This window comes from Isoptericola hypogeus, from assembly GCF_039531145.1.
GTDB classification, from domain to species: domain Bacteria; phylum Actinomycetota; class Actinomycetes; order Actinomycetales; family Cellulomonadaceae; genus Isoptericola; species Isoptericola hypogeus.
In genome coordinates this window covers 1,894,012-1,912,132 of the sequence record NZ_BAAAPM010000003.1, presented here as the reverse complement: position 1 = coordinate 1,912,132, position 18,121 = coordinate 1,894,012, and the positions used below count along the sequence as shown (strand labels likewise).

The following is an 18,121-nucleotide window of genomic DNA, read 5'->3' as shown; positions in this document are numbered from 1 at the left end:
GACCAACCTAGAGGGTCGGCGCGTCAGCGCACGGCGGCCACCCGGATCATCGACTGCTCCACCCGGTTGCCGTCGCCGTCGCGCATCGCGACCCGCAGGTGCAGGTGGTCGCCGGCGGCCCCGGCCCCGGGCACGACGGCGGTCCAGGAGCCACCGCGGCCTCGCACGACCGGCACCTCGGCCCAGTCGGCGACCTGGCCGACCAGCGTCTGGGAGCCGTAGGCGAACTCCAGGGTGGCGCCGTCGAGGTCCGCGAGCCCGCCGGTGGCGTCGTCGCGGGCCGCGAGCCGCACCCCGACGTCCTCGCCGGCCGCGACCCGGTCGGTCAGGCCGGCGTCGACGTCCACCACCGGCACGAGGCTGTGCTGCGCCCCCTGGTCGGCCGAGCGGGTCGTGAACCACCAGTCGGTGGTGTACGCGCTGCCGAGGGGGTACAGCGAGGTGCGACGCGTGAACGCCTGCTGCACGTGCACCTCCGCCGGCCCGGCGGGGACGGCGTACCCGCCGGCCGCGGGGATCGTCCGCTCGCCGTCGACCCACACCGTGCGGAGCACGGAGTCGGCGTTGAACAGCCCGATCGAGTCGTGCCCCGCCGCGTCGCCCCAGGAGCCGAGGTACAGCGACAGGCCGTTCACGTCGCGGGTCACCAGGGGCTTGCCGTTGGTGTTGGACGACAGCCCGAGCGGCGTGGCGAACCAGGAGGTGGACCCCTCGGCGCCGCGGGCGTACGTGCGGGGCCCGTCGAACGACGCCGCGCTGGCCATGTTCGTCGTCATGCGCGCGATCGTGGTCCACCGCACGTCCGGCGACGCCGTGTACAGCTCCGTGCGCTCCAGCGGCGCCCGGACCGGCAGCAGCGAGCCGCTCGCGTAGACCGGGGCCGCGCCCGGCATCGTGAGCGCCAGATCGAGGTACCACTGCCGCTGGTCGGCGCCCTGGGTGTGGTACTCGGTGGCGACCTCGGCGAGGTCCCGCTCCTTGACACGCTGCACGCCGCTGGGCATCCGCCCCTGCTCGACGCTGGCGAGGTTGTAGACGTACGGGCTGGTCGCGACGGGCTGCGCGTCCCAGGTCATCGTCACCTCGCCGGCGGCCAGCTCGGCCTGCAGCGCGGCGGCGTCGTCGGACGTGATGGTCACCATCGGCAGCTCCGCCCCGCTGCTCGACAGGTAGGGGCGGCCCTGCGACCCGGACACGTGCACCACGACGGCGACCGCGCCGCGGCCGCGCAGCGCGCGCGACCAGCTCAGCGGGCTGCCGCCCTTGACGGCGGACGCCGCGTCGAGCAGCACGACCTTGCCCGCGACGTCGGCGGCCGCCAGGTTCGCGTCGGTCCCGGGACCGACGTCCACCAGCGGGGCCGTGCCGCGCCCGTCGAGCTCGGGGGCGAGGGCCACCGCGAGGTCGTCGACCGTGCGTCCGCCGGAGGAGGTCAGCTCCAGGCGCGGCGCGAAGGCGCGCGTGGTCGCGACGAACGTGAACCGGTCGCCGATCTTCGCCGGGGTCGTGTAGAGGTGCTTCACGTAGGCGGGGATCGTCGTGAGCACGCCCGTCGTCACGGCCCCGTCGTCGCCGAGCCCATACGAGTACCCGAGCGCGAAGCCCTGCGGCTCCGTCGGGCGGCCGGTGCGCCACGACAGCTCGCTCGCGTCGCGGGCGTCGAGCACGACCGTCGTGTCGCCGTCCACCTCCACGTCGTCGGCGTACACCTGCGACACCGACGCGACCTGGCCGTGGTTGCCGACCGCGTCGCGGGTGAGGATCTGCGCGGCGAGGTCGTAGCTCCCGTACGGCAGCTCGAGGGTCACCGAGCCGGAGCCGACGCCGTAGCGCTTCGCAGTGTCCCGGTGGTCGTCGAGCACCTGGAACGACGAGAAGGAGTCCGGCGCCTCGCCGAAGCGGTTCGTCGTGACGACCGTGACCTGCGCGCTCGGCGGCTCGACCGGCGTCCAGAACGGGGCGGTGACGCGGATGCCGCCGCGCGCGGTGCCGACGACGCGGCCGGTCACGGTGCCGAGGTCGTCGGCGTCCCGCACGCGACGCAGGTCCACCGCCACCGGCACCTGCGCGGTGCCGTGCGCGGGCACGACGACGGAGTCCCGCCCCCGGAGGTCGATCCGCGCGGCGCCGGGCAGCCGGTCCCCGTCGTCGCCGAACGCGTCGACGTCGAGGTCGAGGCGGACGTCGTGCGCCGCGTCGTTCGTCAGCGTGACGGTGTCGGTGAACACGTCGGCGCCGGCGGTCGCGCCGCCGGGCGCGGCGAGCTCGACGTTCGGCTCGGCGGTGACGGTCTGCACGACCGCCCGCCCGGCGTCGAGCGGGCCCGCACCCTGGTCGAGGACGGCGGCGTCGGTGTCCGCCGCGGCCGAGGTCAGCGCGGCCTTGACCTGCCGCGGGGTCCACTCGGGGTGCGCCTGCACGACGAGCGCGGCCGCGCCCGCGACGTGCGGCGTCGCCATCGACGTGCCCGACATCGTCGCGTACGGGAAGTCGGGGGCGCCGCCCGTGCGCGCCGCGACGACGTCCACGCCCTGCGACGCGATGTCGGGCTTCGCCGCCGGGCCGCCCACCACGGGCCCGCGGCTGGAGAACGAGGCCGTCTCGTCCTGGCGGTCCACCGCCCCGACGGTCAGCGCGGACGGCGTGCAGCCCGGCGTCGAGACCTGGCCGCGCAGGCCCTCGTTCCCGGCCGCGACCACGAACAGCGCCTCGTCGGACAGCGCCTCGATCATCTCGACGTCGGGGCCGGTGCAGGAGGTGGCGCTGGCGTCGCCGAGCGACATCGACACGACGTCGGCCCCCTGCTCGACGGCCCACTCCATGCCGTCGAGGATCCCCGAGGTCGGGCCCGAGCCGTCGTCGCCCAGGACCTTGCCGACCAGCAGGTCCGCGCCCGGCGCGACGCCGGCGAACCGGCCGTCGGACGCCGCGCCCGTACCCGCCACGGTCGAGGCGGTGTGCGTGCCGTGCCCGTTGGCGTCCTGGACCGCGCCGCCGACGAACGTCCGGCTCGCGGTCACCCGCCCCGCGAGGTCGGGGTGGGCGAGGTCGTAGCCGGTGTCGAGCACGGCGACGGTGGTGCCCGTGCCGTCGAAGCCCAGGTGGTGGGCGGTCCCCGCGCCCGTGAGCGGGACCGTGGGGGTCGGCAGGTCCGTGACGGCCGTCCCCTCCACCACCCGGTCGAGCCAGACCTTCTCCACGCCGCCCGCGGACCGGCTCGCGCCGCCACCCGTGAGCTGGGCCCAGACCGTCGCGGCCCGGTCCTTGTCGATCGCCAGGCCCTGGGCGTCGATCGTCGCCAGGTCGGCGGTCACCTCGGCGCCGCGCAGGGCGGCCGCGCGGGCCGCGGCGGGTCCCGACCGCTGCACGATGACGGGCAGCGTGGCCGTCGTCGCGTCGTCGTAGCCGCTGCGCCAGAGCCTGCTGACGTTGAACAGCTCGACGTCGAGCGTGCCGGCGTCCAGGAGCCGCTGCGCGCCCTCAGGGAGCACGTACGTGTCGCCGCCGTCGGTCCAGGTGGTCCACAGCGCGTCGGTCCCGCCGTCCGGGCCCGTCAGCCGCGGGGCGACGAGCGCGCCGCCCGGCCCGGCCTGTGCGGTGACCCGGTCGCCGGTGACGAGCGTGAAGGTTGCCGTCGTCGGGCCAGGGTTCGTGCTCGCCGCCGACTCCGACGACGGCGCCGACGACGTCCCCTCGGGGGCGTCGGCCGCGGCTGCGGCGGTGGTGGTCAGGGCGAGGACGGCGAGCGTGGCGCTCGCGGTCCGGAGGCGTCGTGCGACGTGCGACATGGGTGGAGCTCCTTCCGGTGCGCCCACTCTGGCCGCGCGCGACCGCCGCCGGAAGCGCCCGGCGCGGCGGATGCCCGCCATGGCGCAGGTCCGCCAGCCGGCCCGCCGACGGCGCCGCTGCACCTCCGCCTCAGACGGTGCTTGTTGTCGTCCGAGTCTGCGGTTCCGCTGCGGGCGGGTGCCTCGTTCCTCGGCCCCACCCTGCGCTGCACCTCCGCCTCAGACGAGGATGCCGCCGGGACCGGTGAGCTCCCGCCACCCCGGCGGCCCCGCCTCCGCGCCGGCGGGCCGCCGCGCAGCGGGAAGGACGTCGGCGGCCACCAGCGGCCCGAGGTCGAGACCCGTCAGCCGGGCGACGTCCGCCACGGGCACCTGGTACGTGCGGAACGGCCCGAGCGGCGGCACCTCGCCCTCCGCGAGCGCCAGCGCCGTGGCCGCGCGCAGCTGCGCGTCGTCGAGCTGCGGCGTCTGGTCGAGCACGAACGCCGCCGCCTCGAGCGTCCGCACGAGGGTGATGCCCGGCTCGCCGGCGGGTGCCCCGGGGCGGGCGCCGCGCTGGGCCGCGGTCTCCGGCACGTCCCACGACGGACGCGCCCAGGCGGCGATCTTCCAGAACTGCCGCGGGATGCCCACGCCTCGGTAGACCGGGTCGTCGCCCGCCAGGACGGTCCCGGTGTGCACGACGACGCGCCTCTCGTGCGCCTGCGCGTAGGTGAGGACGTGGTCCTCCAGCCCGTTCCACAGCTCCTGGGACTGGTTGAACCGCCCGACCTGCGGGGCCGCGTTGGTGTAGACGAACGTGGCCTCGCCTGCCCGTCGCGCCTCGTCGGCGGCGCCCCACATCGGGTCGCGGCGGCGCACGAGGTGGCCGCGGTCGAGGTCGTTGCGGTGGTAGAGCTCCGGCCCGGCCTGCTCGCCCTCGGGGGCCTGGGGGTCGAGCCGCCACGAGCCGGTGCGGGGCAGCGCTCGCAGGGTCGCGCCGTCGATCGCCACCGCGGTGGCGGCGGCCAGGCGACGGCGCGGGTCGAGCAGCACCGTGAAGTGGGGGTGGTCGCACCGGCGCAGCCCCCGGCCGGGGTCGGTCGGCGCGGGCAGCGGCACGCGGACGTCGTCCTCGGGCCCGAGGAACGCGGGGTCGTAGCCGGTCACGGGTCGAGCCAACCATCAGCCGAGGTCAGGGGCACGTCGGCACGCCGGGTTGCTAACGATATATCTTTGACATATCTTAGACAGCGTTGGGTCACGTCCGCGGCCCGACCCGCAGACCTTCAAGGAGCATCACCATGCACTCCCGACGACACACCCCTGACTTCCCCGACGACTTCTTCGACCCGCGCGGCGCCCGTCGCCGTCGCGACGACTTCCCCGACGACGACGGCCCCCGCGAGCCCGGCCGACCGGGCAGCCGCGGCGGCCGGGGCCGGGGCCGGCCCGAGGGCCACGGCCCGCACGAGGGCGACGGCCCGCACGACGGTCGCGGTCCGCACGAGGGCCACGGCGAGCACCCCCGACGCGGCGGCGGCCGCGGCGCCGGCTGGGGAGCCGGCCCGGGCTTCGGCCCGGGCTTCGGCCCGGGCCCCGGCTTCGGCCCGGGCTTCGGTCCCGGCGGGCCTCGTGGCCGCGGGCGCCGGGCCGGGCGCGGCGAGATCCGCGCCGCGATCCTCCTGCTGCTCGCCGAGCAGCCGATGCACGGCTACCAGGTGATCACCGAGCTCGCGGCCCGCACCGAGGACCGCTGGCGGCCCAGCCCCGGCGCCGTCTACCCCGCGATCGCGCAGCTCCAGGACGAGGGCCTCGTCACGCTGACGGAGGAGGGCGGCCGCCGCCTCGCCTCGCTCACCGACGCCGGTCGCGCGCACGTCGAGGCGCACCGCGACGAGCTGGGCTCGCCCTGGGACACCGTCGCCGCCGAGCCGCACCGGCAGGGCCGCGAGCTGCACCAGGCGATGCGCGGCCTCGGCGGCGCCGTCGAGCAGGTGCTGCGCACCGGCACCCCCGCCCAGGCCACGGCCGCCGCGGCCGCGCTCGAGAACGCGCGGCGGGAGATCTACCTGCTGCTCGCGGGCCCTGCGCCGGCCGCGTCCGACGCGCCGGACGACGACGCGCCCGACGACGCGCCCGCCGCCGGCTGATGCGTCAGCCTAGGCCGACGATGGCGGTCGGCGTCCACCGCACCAGGTGGCCGTCGACCGCCAGGTGCACGCCCCACTGGTCGGTCTGCATCTCCTGACGCCACAGCTCCTCCCCCGTGGCCACGTCCAGGGCGAGCCACTGCAGCACGTCGCCGCGCGCGTAGTCCGACACGACGAACGCCGCGTACCGGCCGTCGGTGAAAGCCGCCTCCACGACCGAGGGCGAGTACCCCAGCTCCGCGGGGTCCTCGATCCCGTCGAACACGTCGTCCCGCGCCCACACCTCCTCGCCGGTGGCGAGGTCCAGCCCGTGCACCCCGCGTTCCTCGTCGACCACGACTGCCGTCCGCCCCGTGCGCACCGCCAGCCCGGCGCCCGGCACGGCGGCGGCCCACCGCTCGTCGCCGTCGTCGTCGAACGCGGCCACCTCGTCGTCGCGGCGCACGAGATGGACGTCGCCCCCGCCGCCGTCCGTGCCCAGGGGAGCCAGGTACCGCCCCTCGAGGGTGCGCCGGGTCTGACCGTCGGGCCCGAGCAGGCGGGTCGGCGACGAGGCCTCCTCGTCCGCGGTGTCGAAGAGCCCCCCGGCGTCCAGCCCCGCGTCCTGCTGGGTCACGTAGCCGCCGCCGGCCAACGGTTCGACGGCGAAGCCCTCGAACGTCGTCGGATCGCCCGCCCGGTCCAGTCGCGCGCCGTCCGCCGTCAGCCACGCGTCGATGCCGCACCCGGCCACCCACAGCACCTGGTCGCGCACCAGCGTCTGCACGCCGCCGCGCAGGTCGACCGCCGAGGCCGACCCGTCGTCCGACCAGCGCACGCACAGGGACGGGTCCACGGTGCCGTCGAACCGGAGGGTGCGCTGCCAGCGGCGGTCCCCCGTCGTCGCGTCCTCGAGCCGCACGCGCAGGTCGTAGCCGTCGTCGATGACGTCGCCCGCGCCGGCCAGCAGGTCGTCGACCGTGAGCCGCTCGACGGCGGCGGCGTCCGGCGGGTGCGCGTCGCCGACCCACTCGGCCACGACCAGCCCCCCGCCCGGCCCCGGGAAGAGCATCGTGTGCGACTTCCCGACCGTGCGGGTCGCGAGCACCGTGCCGTCCGCGTCCACGACGGTCACCGCGCTGTGCTCGCGGGTGTCGGACCCGTCACCGGCTCCGTCCGCGCCGGCGACGTCCGGATCGGCACCCTGGCCGGCCGTCGCGGACACGCACACGATCAGGTCGGCGGGCTCCAGGTGGAAGCGGCCCGACCAGAGGTCGAGTCCCGGTCCGCAGCGGCTGGTGCCGTCCGGCAGGCGGGCCCGCCAGCGACTGTCGCCCGTCGCGACGTCGACGCCGAGCAGCAGGTCCCGCTGCTGCACCACGACCACGCCGTCCACCACGCCCACCAGGCCGCCGGGCAGACCGCCCTCCGCCTCGACCCGCCAGGTCTCGCGCGGCCGGTCGGTGAGGTCGAGGACGCCGCCCGGGGCGGCGCGCAGCGCCGCGATCCGGCTGCGGTCGCCCACGGTGTCGACGACCGCCGCGGTCAGCGCCAGCGCCGCGAGCACCACCGCCGCGACCAGACGGCGCCCGTGCAGGAACCTGCGGAGGCGGTCCCAGGCCCGCCGCAGCGAGCCGTCGTCGTCCTCCGCCGCGCCGGGGCCGCTCGGCTCCGGGTCGAGGTCGTCGAGGTCCGCCTCGACGTCGAGGTCGATGAGCAGGGTCGACGGCGTGGCGCCGTCCCCGCTGCCGCCGCGCGGCTGCGCCCGCACCGTGCGCGGCCCGCTCGCGGCCCGCGCAGGCGCCACCTCCTCGTCACCGTCCGGCTCGAGGTCGAACGTGTAGGGGTCGGAGCCGTCGCCGCGTCGTCGGGCCACCTTCCGAATTTACGCCGGGCGGCGGGTGCTCGCCGGGCCCGCGTCGCGGCCCCGGCACGGGCTCAGCCCGCGGCGGACCCGTGCAGCGCCGCCCCGGGATCCTCGTGGACGACGTGGCCGCCCTCGTCGGTGACCGTCGTCGACGTGCCGTCGGACGTGTGCACCACGAGGTGGCCGTCCACCGTCCCCGGGTACCAGCCGGGGACACCGTCGCGGGACTCCTGGGCGACGACCCGACCGTCGTCGAGATCGAGGCGCGCGAGCGTGTACGAGTCCTCGGCCCCCGAGAGCAGCAGCAGCACCTCGTGCCCGTCCGTGACCGCCCCGAACGGCCACAGCTCGTCCACCCAGCCCTCGACCGGTTCGTCGACGCTCCACCGCTCCTGACCCGTCTCGGCGTCGAGGCCGACCAGCCCCCCGCCGAAGAGCTGGACGAGGACGACGTCCGCCGTCCGCGCCAGGACCTGCGTGCTCCAGGCCAGCTCCATCGGGTCCGTCACGATCGCCAGGTCCTCCGGGTCCCACGACCACTCCCACCGGGGCTCGCCGGCCAGGTCGTCCGGCTCCAGCGCGACGAGGCCGGTCGTGGTCGCGACGAGGCGCGGGCCACCGGTGCCGTCCGTCGACCTCGGGTCGAGCAGCAGGCCGGACAGCAGCACGCCCTCGGGGTCGTCGTCGAGCCCGGCCAGCAGGTGGCGCTGCCCCGAGCGCTGGACGGCGATCCCGCCGTCGACGGAGCGGACGGCGCTCTGCCACCACCCGTCGGCGGCAGTGCCGAGCTCCGGGTCCATGCCGCGCGCATCGCCGGGCGGCGCCCAGATGATGCGCACCCCGCACCGGCGGAGCTCCACGACGCCGGGGCTCGACCGCAGCGACCCGCCCGCGAGGTCGATCTCGGCGCGCTCGTTCATCCACGTCAGGCAGTCGTCGGTCTCCTCCGGGTCGAACGGCGCCGCGACCGACGCGTGGACGCCTCCCGTCAGCGCGTCCTCGTACCGCAGCGTGGCCCCCGGGCCGTCGAGCCGCCCCTCGTCGAGCACCCGGTACGCCTTCTCGTCGCTGGAGAAGCGCCGCGGCTCCGGCACGGGCCCGTCCGGCTCGACGACGACGATCATGCCGTCCGGCGCGGGCGCCACCATCAGGTCGGTCACGTCGCCGAGCGAGCGCTCCCCCACCACCGCGCCGTCCGCCGCGAGCACGGTCACCGTGCGGTCGTCCGCCTCGCCGCTGAGACAGACGACCTGGTCGACCGGCATCGTCCACTCCGCCGGGTCCACGGGGGTCGGGCCGCAGTCCACCATGCTGCCCAGCGTGCGGCGCCAGCGCTCGTCGCCGGTCGCGACGTCGACGGCGAGCACGTCGGCCCCGTCCCGCACGACCACGCCTCCGTCCGGCAGCACCGCGAGGACGGACGAGTCGGTGTCCACCGTCCATGCCTCGTCGAGCGCGGCCTCGACGCCGACGACGCCGCCGGGGGCGGCGGCGAGCCGCTCGACGCGCTGGCGCTCGGCGAACGCCGTCCCCGCGGCCACGCCCGCACCCGTGGCCACCACCGCCGCGGCGACGACGCCGGCCGTGATCGCCCACGCCCGGCGCGGCACGCGGCGCAGCCGTGCCAGCGTCCGCTCGGTGCGGCTGGGCCGCTCGTCGTCGATGTCCGGGCCGGCGCCCTCGCCCAGCGGGGCGCCGGGGTCGCCCGCGGCAGGCTCTTCGGGCTCGAGGTCGAAGACGGCCATGGAGCCGCGGCGGCGGGACATGGCCGGAGAGTAGCGGGCGGGGGGCCCGTCGGGGGCGCGTTCTCGCGCGCGCCGCGGGCGGATCACCCGCTCGGCCGCCTCGTCCGCCCCGGTCGGCTCGCCCGGTCGGCTCGCCCGGTCGGCTCGCCCGGTCGGCTCGCCCGGTCGGCTCGCCCGGTCGGCTCGCCCGGTCGGCTCGTCCGGGCAGACTCCGGCCTGCGTCAGCCGACCGCGAGCCCGCGCAGCGCCGCGTTCCCCGTCTCGACCATGACGCCGTCGACCTCCTCGACGCCCGAGATCCCGCCGTCCTCGGCGACCAGCACGTGGCCGTCGACGGCCAGCAGCAGCCCCGGCCCGCCGTCGAGCTCCTGCTCCCCGAGCGTCTCGCCGCTCCGCGCGTCGAGGGAGACCAGGCGGAGGTCCGTGCCGCCGCCGACCCCGACGAGCACGCGGCGACCGTCCGTCACCACGCCGGTCACGGAGTCGTTCGGGCCAGACCCGGCGTCGTTGCCGACGAGGTCGTCGCGCGTCCAGAGCCGCTCTCCCGAGTCGAGGTCGAGCCCCACGACGGCACCCTCGGTGCTCGCCATGACCGCGACCCCGGCCACGCGGGCCAGGGCCTGGTACGACTCGACGTCGCTGGTCCACCGACGGGTGCCGTCCGCGTCATACGCCGCGACCCGCAGCTGTTCGTCGGCGACGAGCCACGGGCCCTGCGCCTCGTCGACAGCCGACGGGTCGAGCACGTAGCCCGGGACCGTCCGGGCGACCGCGCCCGCGTCGTCGAGGGCGTCGGTGGCCTGGCCGCTCAGCAGGAGGGCGCCGTCGGAGGCGCGAACCGGGACCATGCCGCCGTTCGGGCCGTCGACGTCCAGCACCGCACCGTCGGGCAGGATCACGACGCCCGCTCCGCAGACCCCCAGCCCCGCGGCCGTCGGAGACGCCGTCGCCATCGTCCACAGGGCCAGCCGCGGCTTCTTGCCGTCCTCCTCTAAGGTGCCGCAGCTCTCGAGGTCCGCCTCGTCGCGGAGCCGGGCCACGGCCTCGCCGCGCACCTCGCCGGTCAGCGCGTCCTCGACCCGGAGCGACGGGTCGGTCCACCGGCCCTTCTCCCGCAGGCGCTCCAGGCGCGGGAGCGCGCCGCCGCCCGTCGGGAGGCTTGTCGTGGTCATGGAGACGCCGCGGACCACCGCGATCGCGCCGTCTGCGGCGGGCGTCACCTGCGGGAGGTCGTCGTCCCACTCGCCGGCGGCGTCGACGTTGGCCGGGCCGACCTCGCGCGTGCCGAGCACCACGCCGTCGGCGTCGATCACGGTCGCGGTGCGGGCCTCGGGGTCGCCGCTGAGGCAGACGACCCGGTCGACGGGTCGCGTCAGCTCGCTCGCGTAGTACGACGTGGGCCCGCAGTCCGGGTACGCGCCGAGCTCGTGGCGCCACAGCTCGTCACCCGTGCCCACGTCCAGGCCGAGCACCGCGTTCGCGTCCCGGGTGACGACGACGCCGCCCGGCAGCACGGCGAGGACGCCCTCGTCCGTCTCGACCTGCCACGTCTCCTGGGGCAGCAGCGACACGTCGGCGACCCCGCCGGGCAGCGCTCGCATCGCCTCGGCGTGCCGGCGGTCGGCCCAGGCATCGCCGACCGCAGCCCCGACGAGGACGACGACCACCGTGCCCGCGGTGGCGCCGACGGCGACCGCGCGGGCGCGGCGGGACAGCGCACGCCAGCGCCGGCCGACGGGGGCGAGGAGCCGCGAGACGCGCGACTCACGCGCGTCTGCGTCGGCCGCGGCGTCCGGGGCCTCGCCCGCCTCGAGCTCGTCCGGCTCGTGCGGATCGAGGTCGAACCGGAGCATGGGGTCCCGCCGTCGTGCCATGGCGGCAATCTAGCCGCCATCGGGAGCCCTTGCGGACCCCTCGGGACGGCAACGACCCGGCCAGGACCTCAGGCGCGGCGGCGTCCCGCCGACCGCGTCACCACCAGCTCCAGCAGTGCCGTCTGCGCGCGGCGACGCCGGTCCGCGGGCTCGACGGTGAGCCGGACGCCGCGCGTCGGGCGGCGACCGGCGGCGGCCGCGTCGCCCGGGGCCGGGTCCGCGCCCGGCGAGAGCTCGCGCGGCGGCGCGGGCACCCGCGTGCCGGCGGCGCCCGGACGGCTGACCGCGGTGTGGGGCGCCCGGCCGGTCCGGGCGACTGTCGACGGGTTCGCGTGCATGGTCGGGCCTCCTCCGCGCGGCCCGGGTGGCCGCTCGGCCCATCGTGCGCGGCCGTGATTTCGCGCGCGTTGCCCCGCCGTGACGATGCCGCGTCGGGGCCACCAGCACCGCGAGACAGAGCACCCTGAACGCCAAGAGGGAGAGGCCTGTCCACAGGATCTGTGGACAGGCCTCTCTATCTCGTGATGGTCGGGTCTCCATCTCGCGGGGCGGCGATCAGAGGAAGACGGCCGTGCGTGGCCCGAGCGGTCGCACGAGCACCCGCCAGCTCAGCCCCTGGGCCACGAGGACGGCGGCGAAGGCCCCGAGCACGGGCCACGTCAGCCCGTGCAGCACCTGGGTCGGGGCGGCCATCGCCAGCGCCTGCGGCCCGACCACCGCCGCCGTCGCGACGACGGGCGCGAGCACCAGCGCCGGCCCGGCCCAGCGCACCACAGGCCCCCGGTGCTGGCCGCGGTCCAGGTCGAACCGGGCCGCGAGCGCCACCGCGGCGGCGGCGATCAGCGCCACGGCGCCGACCAGGGCCGACGTCGTGCCACGGGCGGCGAGGCCGAGGGCGCCCAGTGCGGCCAGGGTGGCCAGCCCCGCACCCGGAACGAGGGCGGCGCGCACCCGACGACGGGCGGCCGCCGCCAGGTCGGCCGGCGCGCGCCGCGCGACGACGGTGCCGGCGTGCGCCCGCGCGGCCGCCGCGCCGAGGGCGGCCAGCACCGCGGGCAGGCCGATCGCCAGGACCGCGTTCGTCGCCGCGCCGCCGGACCCGCCGGATGCCGACAGCTGCACCCACGCCACCCCGGCCAGCGCGCCGAACGCCGTCGGGAGCGCGACGCTCGCCGCCTGCGCGGCGACGTCCCAGCCGCGCCGCCACCGCGGCGAGGCCAGGCGGCTGCGCAGCCACAGCCCGGCGTCGCGAACGACCCACGCCACCAGCAGTGCGACCACCAGCGGATAGCCCGCCCGCCACAGCGTCGCCTCCACATGACCGAACGCGGCCAGCAGCACCCCCGCGGCGGCCACCAGCCACACCTCGCCGAGCAGCAGGAACGGGGCGACGGTCGCGAGCACCACGCGGCGACGCGCGTCGTCGCGGCCGGCGACGGGGCGCACGAGCTGCCCCCCGCCCTGGACGGCGCCGTCGAGCAGCGCCCAGCCCGCGAGCAGGACGGCGAGCAGCAGGCCCCAGCCGAGGGCGTTCATCGGGTGCCCCCGAAGGTGAGGAGCTCCAGGTCGTGGCCCTCGGCGCGGCCCGCGGTCGCGCCGGGCGCGCCGGGCGGCGGGCCGGACGGCGGGTCGAGGTCGCGGAGCGCCTCTCCGGGCGGGCTGCCGAGCGCCAGCCGCTCGGCGCCGCGGCGCGCGAGCCGCGTCATGACGGTCCAGTCCGCGACGGCGAGGACGAGCATGACGCCGACGAGCACGACGAGCGACGCGACCACCTGACCCGCCGGTGCGTCGGTGACGGCGTCCTCGGTGCGCAGCACGCCCGCGATCGCCCACGGCTGACGACCCACCTCGCGGGCGACCCAGCCCAGCAGCGCCGTGAGGAACGGGACCGGCAGCAGCGCGACCAGCGTCCCGTAGAGCCCGCGGCGCAGCGGCCGCCACATCCGGAACAGCGCGTTGCCGGCGAACAGGAGCAGCAGCACGCAGCCCACGAGGAACGTCAGGAACGCGACGCCCTGCATCACCGCGTAGGCGATGCCGACCACGGGCGGGTCGTCGCCCGACGGCACGTCCTGCAGGTAGGCGAACTGCCCGAACCCGAAGCCGATCGCGAGGAACGCCCCGATGGTCCCCGTGACGACCCCGGTGCGCATCGAGCGTCGCCACAGCTCGTTCTCGGGCGACATCACCGCCCCCGGCAGCCCGGCGTCCACGACCCCCGCCAGCCGCGACGGGGCCCGCCGCAGGTGCCACGCACCCACCCCGACCAGGAGGAACCCGCCCGCCATGAGGCACGCGCCCACCACGTGCAGGCTGGACAGGATCGCGGCGGGGTTGGTGACGAGCGCGCCGACGTCGGTCACCCGGGCCACGCCGTCGTCCATCGCGAAGCCGACGGGGTTGCGCAGGAAGCCGTTCGCGACCATCACGGTGAACGCCGACACGTAGCCGGTGACCACGACCAGCCAGAACGCGAGGGTGTGCAGGGCGCGCGGCAGCACGTGCCAGCCGAAGACCCACAGGCCGAGGAACGTGGACTCCAGGAAGAAGGCCGCCATCGTCTCGATCACCAGCGGCGCGCCGAAGACGCCGCCCGCGACGTCGAGCAGGCCGGGGAAGTTCAGCCCGAGCTGCAGCTCCATGACGATGCCCGCCGCGATGCCCAGCGCGTAGTTGACGAGGTAGAGCTGGCCCCAGAAGCGAGTGGCGCGCTCGAAGACCTCCCGGCGCTCCGGAGTGCGGGCGAGCGCCCACCGCGTCTGGAAGACCGCCACGACCGGGCCGAGCCCCAGCGTCACGAGGACGAAGAGGAAGTGGGTCCCGGCCAGCAGCGCGAACTGCAGGCGGGCGGCGTCGACGGTCGTCATGGGGGCGACGCTAGACCGCCCAGCCGCGGAATTCTGCGGCTCCGAGAACATTCGGGGGGCATCCCTGAGGCGATTCGGGGGTCACCCCTACCCCCGGCTGCCGGTCGAGCCCGTCGAGGACCGGTCCTGGTTCTCGGCGGGCTCGACCGGCGGTCCCGGGTCAGGACGACACGGCCAGGGCGCGCTTCCAGCTCAGCCGGCCGCCGGTCTGCAGCAGCGCCCCGCGGTAGGCCCGCTCGCTCACCAGCACGGCGACGGCGGCGAAGGCCGCGAGGATCAGCAGCGAGAGGATCGGCTCCCACCACGCGGCGTCGCCGGACAGCACGCGCACCGGCATGGCGACGACGTTCGCGACCGGCACGTACGACAGCACGGTCTCGAAGGTGCCGCTGGCGGAGAACGTCAGGAAGTAGATCCCCATGACTCCCATCGTCATCGGGGTGGTGGTGTGCTGCAGGTCCTCGGCGCGGGACGCCAGCGCGCCCGCGACGGCGTACAGGGCGGCCAGCCCGAGGAAGCCGACGGCGAAGAACAGCACGAACCACACGAGCGAGGTCGACAGCGCCGGGAGGATGGACGCCGTCGGCGTGAACGACAGCGCCGCGAGCCCGACGCCGGCGAAGACGAGGTTCTGCGCGAACGCGACCACCGAGCTGCCGAGGATCTTGCCCACCAACAGCTGCCGCAGCGGCACGGCGGTGGCCATGATCTCCACGAGTCGGGACTGCTTCTCCTCCACGACGCTGCCCGCGATCATCGCGCCCGAGCCGATGACGCCGATGAAGAACAGCAGGGCCAGGGCGAACGACGCGAAGAACAGGGTCTGCGAGTCGACGGCGTCCCCGTCGAGCCGGTCGGTGGTCAGCCCGCCTCCGGCCGTGAGCTCGGCGACGGTCGTGCCGGCCGCCTCGGCGTTGGCGGTCAGCGTCTGGTCCGCGACGCCAGCGGTGAGGAGGCGCGTCAGCGTCGAGTCGGGGTCCGCCTCGCCGGTGAGCACCCAGCCGTCGGCCGGGTCGCCGGCGGGGTGCAGCCAGGCGTCCGCGTCGCCGTCGGTGAGCGCGGCTCGCGCGGCGTCGTCGTCCGCCACCTCGAGGGTGGTGAGCTCGGCGCCGCCGCCCTGTGCCTCGGGGATGCCGGCCGCCGTCTCGACCGCGGCCGTCGCGGCGGGGCTTCCTGCGGGGACGGCGACGGTGAAGCTGTCGGTCTTGTTCCCCTGCCAGGCCATGAACCCCGCGAGCGCCGCGATGATCACGACGGAGACGAGCAGGCCCACGAGGAACGTCTTGTTCAGTGCCTGCACCACGACCTCGCGGGCCATGACGATCCGCCACGTGCCGCGGGTGCTGTCGACGGTGGGGGTGTCGTTCCGGGGCTCGGTCGGAGCGGGAGCGGTGGTGGTGGTCACGCGGTCACCTCGCGGTAGATCTGGGCCAGCGTGGGCTTCAGGGGGGTGAGCTCGCGGACGCCGCCGCGCTCGAGTGCGGCGGCGAGCAGGCGTTGGGTGGTCGCGTCGTCGGCGAGCTCGAGCAGGGCGACCGGGCCGTCGACGTCGACCGCGTGCACGCCGGGGACGCCGCGCACCCAGCCGGCGTCGCCGCCGGTCACGAGGCGGTGGCGCAGGCGGCCGGTCCGCTGCAGGTCGGCGGGCGCGCCGTCGGCCATCACCCGGCCGGACTTGAGGATGACGAGCCGCTCGCACAGCCGCTCCACCAGGTCGAGCTGGTGGGAGCTGAACAGCACGGGGACGCCGCGCGCGGTGTGCTCCGCGAGCAGGTCGACCATGCCGTCGACTGCGGCCGGGTCGAGGCCGCTGAACGGCTCGTCGAGGACGAGCAGCCGCGGCGAGCCCATGAGCGCGGCGATGATCTGCACGCGCTGCTGGTTGCCGAGCGACAGCTTCTCGACGTGCTCCTTGGACCTCCCGGCGAGGCCGAGCCGGTCGAGATGGTCCAGCACCTCGGCGCGGGCCGTCGCCGCCGGGATGCCCCGCAGGCGGGCGAGGTACACGAGCTGGTCGAGCACCGGCTGCTTCGGGTACAGGCCGCGCTCCTCCGGCATGTACCCGAAGGCACGCCGGTCGACCCGGGTGACGGGTGCGCCGCCGAAGCGCACCTCGCCGCGCGTGGGGGCGAGGACGCCCATGATCATGCGCATCGTCGTCGTCTTGCCGGCGCCGTTGCCGCCCACGAACCCCGTGAGCAGGCCGGCGGGGGCGGTGAACGAGACGTCGTCGACGGCCGTCAGGTCGCCGAACGTGCGGGTCAGCCCGCGCACCTCGAGTGAGTCGTTCGTCATGACCACGAATCTACGGATCGGGGCGGCCGAGCGGATCCGTCGTGCGGCGGAGATCGCTCCTCCCCCGCTCGACGTAGTGCCCGTTGCGGGTTCCCGCGCAGGAACAGTCAACGGGCGCTACGTCGAGGGTTGCGTCCGAGGGTTGCGCCCGAGGGTTGCGCCCGAGGGTTGTGCCCGAGGGCTGTGGACGACGCCGGCTCGACGACGCCCGCGTCGGGTCTGCTGGTCCCGTGCCTCGAAGGATCGTCGTCCCACCGTCGCTGCAGCACCTCGCCGGCCGCCAGGAGAGCTTGGTCTCCATCGGCCAGTGCCGCGAGCACGGGATGACCGACCAGCAGGTCGGCACGCTCGTGGGCACGAAGCGCTGGCGGCGCGTCATGCTCGGCGTCCTCGACCCCGGCGTCCCAGCCACGGGGCTGCACGACGCGTTCGACCGAGCGCGCCGCCGGGGTGCGATCGTCGGTTCGCTCGCGTTCCCCGGTTCCGTCGTGACCGGCGTCCCCGCGCTCGTCCTGCACGGCGTGCAGGGCGCCCCACGACGAGTGCTGCCGGAGGTGACGTTCCCGAACGGCGCCCCCCGGACGAGCGAGAAGCCTGTGCGAGTCCGCCGGGAACGGCTGCGGCGCTGGATGCTGGTCGACCGGATCCCGTGCGTCCCCGTGGAGCTGGCGCTGGCGCAGGCCGTCCCGGAGCTCGACCGGGGGCACGCCGTCGCCCTCATGGACTCGGCCCGGCAGCGAAGGCTGATCACGGAGGACGGGTTCCGCCTGGCCCGGGACCTGGCACGCGGCCGGCGCGGGGCCGCCCGCACCGCGCCGTGGTGGGACGCGTCCGATCCTCGTGCCGAGTCACCCGTCGAGTCCGACGCACGCCTCGCCTTCGTGGACGCCGGCTACCCGCCGGACGCCGTCCAGCTCGAGATCCTCGACGAGCACGGACGGTTCCTCGCGCGCCCGGATCTGGCCTGGTTCCTGCCCGACGGCCGGGTGGTGCCCGTCGAGCTCGACGGGCACGAAGCGCACTCGACGCCGGAGGCGCTGTTCGGCGACCGGCGGCGCCAGAACGCGCTGGTCGCCCGGGGTGCCAGGATGCTGCGGTTCACCGGCCGCGACGTCGCCGCGGACGCCGTCGTCCCCGAGGTCAGCCGCCTGCTCGACGCCGAGGGCTGGGCCCCGCGACCGTGGCCGAGCGGCGAGCCGCTGATCCTGCCGACTCCGCGGTCGACGTAGCGCCCGTTGATGGTTCAGGCGCGGGAAGCATCACCGGGTGCTACGTCGATGGGAAGTCGGAGGTCGATCGGTAGTAGAAGACGACCGCCTGGACGCGGTCGCGCAGCTGCAGCTTGGCCAGCACGTTGGAGACGTGCGTCTTGACCGTGGCCTCGCCGAGGAACAGCTCGGCGGCGACCTCCGCGTTCGACAGCCCCCGGCCGACCAGCTCCAGCACCTCCCTCTCGCGCGGGGTGAGCAGGTCCAGCCGGGGGTCCGACGGCGCGGCCGCGGGCCCGTCGCCCCCCGACGACGGCGCGCCCGCAGGCCCGTCGCCCCCCGACGGCGGCGCGGCCGTCGGCCCGT

At 76.2% G+C, this 18,121-nt stretch carries 13 protein-coding genes; 2 read left to right on the top strand and 11 right to left on the bottom strand.

What is annotated here, in order from left to right; translation table 11 throughout:
* Positions 1-23: 23 nt before the first annotated feature.
* Both ABD254_RS10815 and ABD254_RS10810 read right to left on the bottom strand, forming a co-directional pair.
* On the bottom strand, positions 24-3,788 hold the full coding sequence (locus ABD254_RS10815; protein WP_344248359.1) for a S8 family serine peptidase: 3,765 nt from the start codon (positions 3,786-3,788) through the stop codon (positions 24-26).
* A gap of 219 nt (positions 3,789-4,007) precedes the next feature.
* Positions 4,008-4,937, bottom strand: coding sequence for a DNA/RNA non-specific endonuclease (locus tag ABD254_RS10810; protein WP_344248358.1), 930 nt, complete (start codon positions 4,935-4,937; stop codon positions 4,008-4,010).
* A 134-nt stretch (positions 4,938-5,071) separates the two neighbouring features.
* Between ABD254_RS10810 and ABD254_RS10805 the strand changes: the two genes are divergently transcribed.
* The gene (locus ABD254_RS10805; RefSeq protein WP_344248357.1) at positions 5,072-5,920 is read left to right on the top strand and encodes a PadR family transcriptional regulator; all 849 of its coding nucleotides are present in this window, start codon (positions 5,072-5,074) and stop codon (positions 5,918-5,920) included.
* 4 nt (positions 5,921-5,924) lie between these two features.
* Here the strand turns inward: ABD254_RS10805 and ABD254_RS10800 are convergent, their stop codons facing one another.
* The 8 genes from ABD254_RS10800 to ABD254_RS10765 all read right to left on the bottom strand — a co-directional run bounded on the left by ABD254_RS10800 (position 5,925) and on the right by ABD254_RS10765 (position 16,547).
* Positions 5,925-7,775 carry an outer membrane protein assembly factor BamB family protein gene (locus ABD254_RS10800; RefSeq protein ID WP_344248356.1) on the bottom strand — a complete coding sequence of 617 codons (1,851 nt, stop codon included), beginning with the start codon at positions 7,773-7,775 and terminating at the stop codon, positions 5,925-5,927.
* 62 nt (positions 7,776-7,837) lie between these two features.
* Positions 7,838-9,532, bottom strand: coding sequence for a hypothetical protein (locus ABD254_RS10795; RefSeq protein ID WP_344248355.1), 1,695 nt, complete (start codon positions 9,530-9,532; stop codon positions 7,838-7,840).
* A gap of 200 nt (positions 9,533-9,732) precedes the next feature.
* Positions 9,733-11,385: an outer membrane protein assembly factor BamB family protein gene (locus ABD254_RS10790; protein WP_344248354.1), complete on the bottom strand. Its 1,653-nt coding sequence runs from the start codon at positions 11,383-11,385 to the stop codon at positions 9,733-9,735.
* Positions 11,386-11,453: 68 nt separating this feature from the next.
* The gene (locus tag ABD254_RS10785; protein WP_344248353.1) at positions 11,454-11,723 is read right to left on the bottom strand and encodes a hypothetical protein; all 270 of its coding nucleotides are present in this window, start codon (positions 11,721-11,723) and stop codon (positions 11,454-11,456) included.
* A 217-nt stretch (positions 11,724-11,940) separates the two neighbouring features.
* Positions 11,941-12,921 carry a cytochrome d ubiquinol oxidase subunit II gene (locus ABD254_RS10780; RefSeq protein WP_344248352.1) on the bottom strand — a complete coding sequence of 327 codons (981 nt, stop codon included), beginning with the start codon at positions 12,919-12,921 and terminating at the stop codon, positions 11,941-11,943.
* A complete protein-coding gene (locus ABD254_RS10775) occupies positions 12,918-14,252 on the bottom strand; it encodes a cytochrome ubiquinol oxidase subunit I (protein ID WP_344248351.1) in 1,335 nt (444 codons plus the stop codon). Before ABD254_RS10775 ends, ABD254_RS10780 begins: the two co-directional genes overlap by 4 nt.
* A 160-nt stretch (positions 14,253-14,412) precedes the next feature.
* Positions 14,413-15,657: an ABC transporter permease gene (locus tag ABD254_RS10770; RefSeq protein ID WP_344248350.1), complete on the bottom strand. Its 1,245-nt coding sequence runs from the start codon at positions 15,655-15,657 to the stop codon at positions 14,413-14,415.
* Positions 15,654-16,547, bottom strand: coding sequence for an ABC transporter ATP-binding protein (locus ABD254_RS10765; protein ID WP_344248349.1), 894 nt, complete (start codon positions 16,545-16,547; stop codon positions 15,654-15,656). Before ABD254_RS10765 ends, ABD254_RS10770 begins: the two co-directional genes overlap by 4 nt.
* A gap of 230 nt (positions 16,548-16,777) precedes the next feature.
* Between ABD254_RS10765 and ABD254_RS10760 the strand changes: the two genes are divergently transcribed.
* On the top strand, positions 16,778-17,776 hold the full coding sequence (locus ABD254_RS10760; RefSeq protein ID WP_344248348.1) for a hypothetical protein: 999 nt from the start codon (positions 16,778-16,780) through the stop codon (positions 17,774-17,776).
* 40 nt (positions 17,777-17,816) lie between these two features.
* On the opposite strand, the gene ABD254_RS10755 is transcribed toward ABD254_RS10760, so the two are convergent.
* The coding region (locus tag ABD254_RS10755; RefSeq protein WP_344248347.1) for a response regulator transcription factor at positions 17,817-18,121 on the bottom strand (305 nt) is incomplete at its 5' end.

Bases quoted from the DNA above. Each gene is read 5' to 3' on its own strand.
- ABD254_RS10815 (WP_344248359.1), bottom strand. From the start codon at position 3,788: ATGTCGCACGTCGCACGACGCCTCCGGACCGCGAGCGCCACGCTCGCC.
- ABD254_RS10805 (WP_344248357.1), top strand. From the start codon at position 5,072: ATGCACTCCCGACGACACACCCCTGACTTCCCCGACGACTTCTTCGAC.
- ABD254_RS10795 (WP_344248355.1), bottom strand. From the start codon at position 9,532: ATGTCCCGCCGCCGCGGCTCCATGGCCGTCTTCGACCTCGAGCCCGAA.
- ABD254_RS10790 (WP_344248354.1), bottom strand. From the start codon at position 11,385: ATGGCACGACGGCGGGACCCCATGCTCCGGTTCGACCTCGATCCGCAC.
- ABD254_RS10785 (WP_344248353.1), bottom strand. From the start codon at position 11,723: ATGCACGCGAACCCGTCGACAGTCGCCCGGACCGGCCGGGCGCCCCAC.
- ABD254_RS10780 (WP_344248352.1), bottom strand. From the start codon at position 12,921: ATGAACGCCCTCGGCTGGGGCCTGCTGCTCGCCGTCCTGCTCGCGGGC.
- ABD254_RS10775 (WP_344248351.1), bottom strand. From the start codon at position 14,252: ATGACGACCGTCGACGCCGCCCGCCTGCAGTTCGCGCTGCTGGCCGGG.
- ABD254_RS10765 (WP_344248349.1), bottom strand. From the start codon at position 16,547: ATGACGAACGACTCACTCGAGGTGCGCGGGCTGACCCGCACGTTCGGC.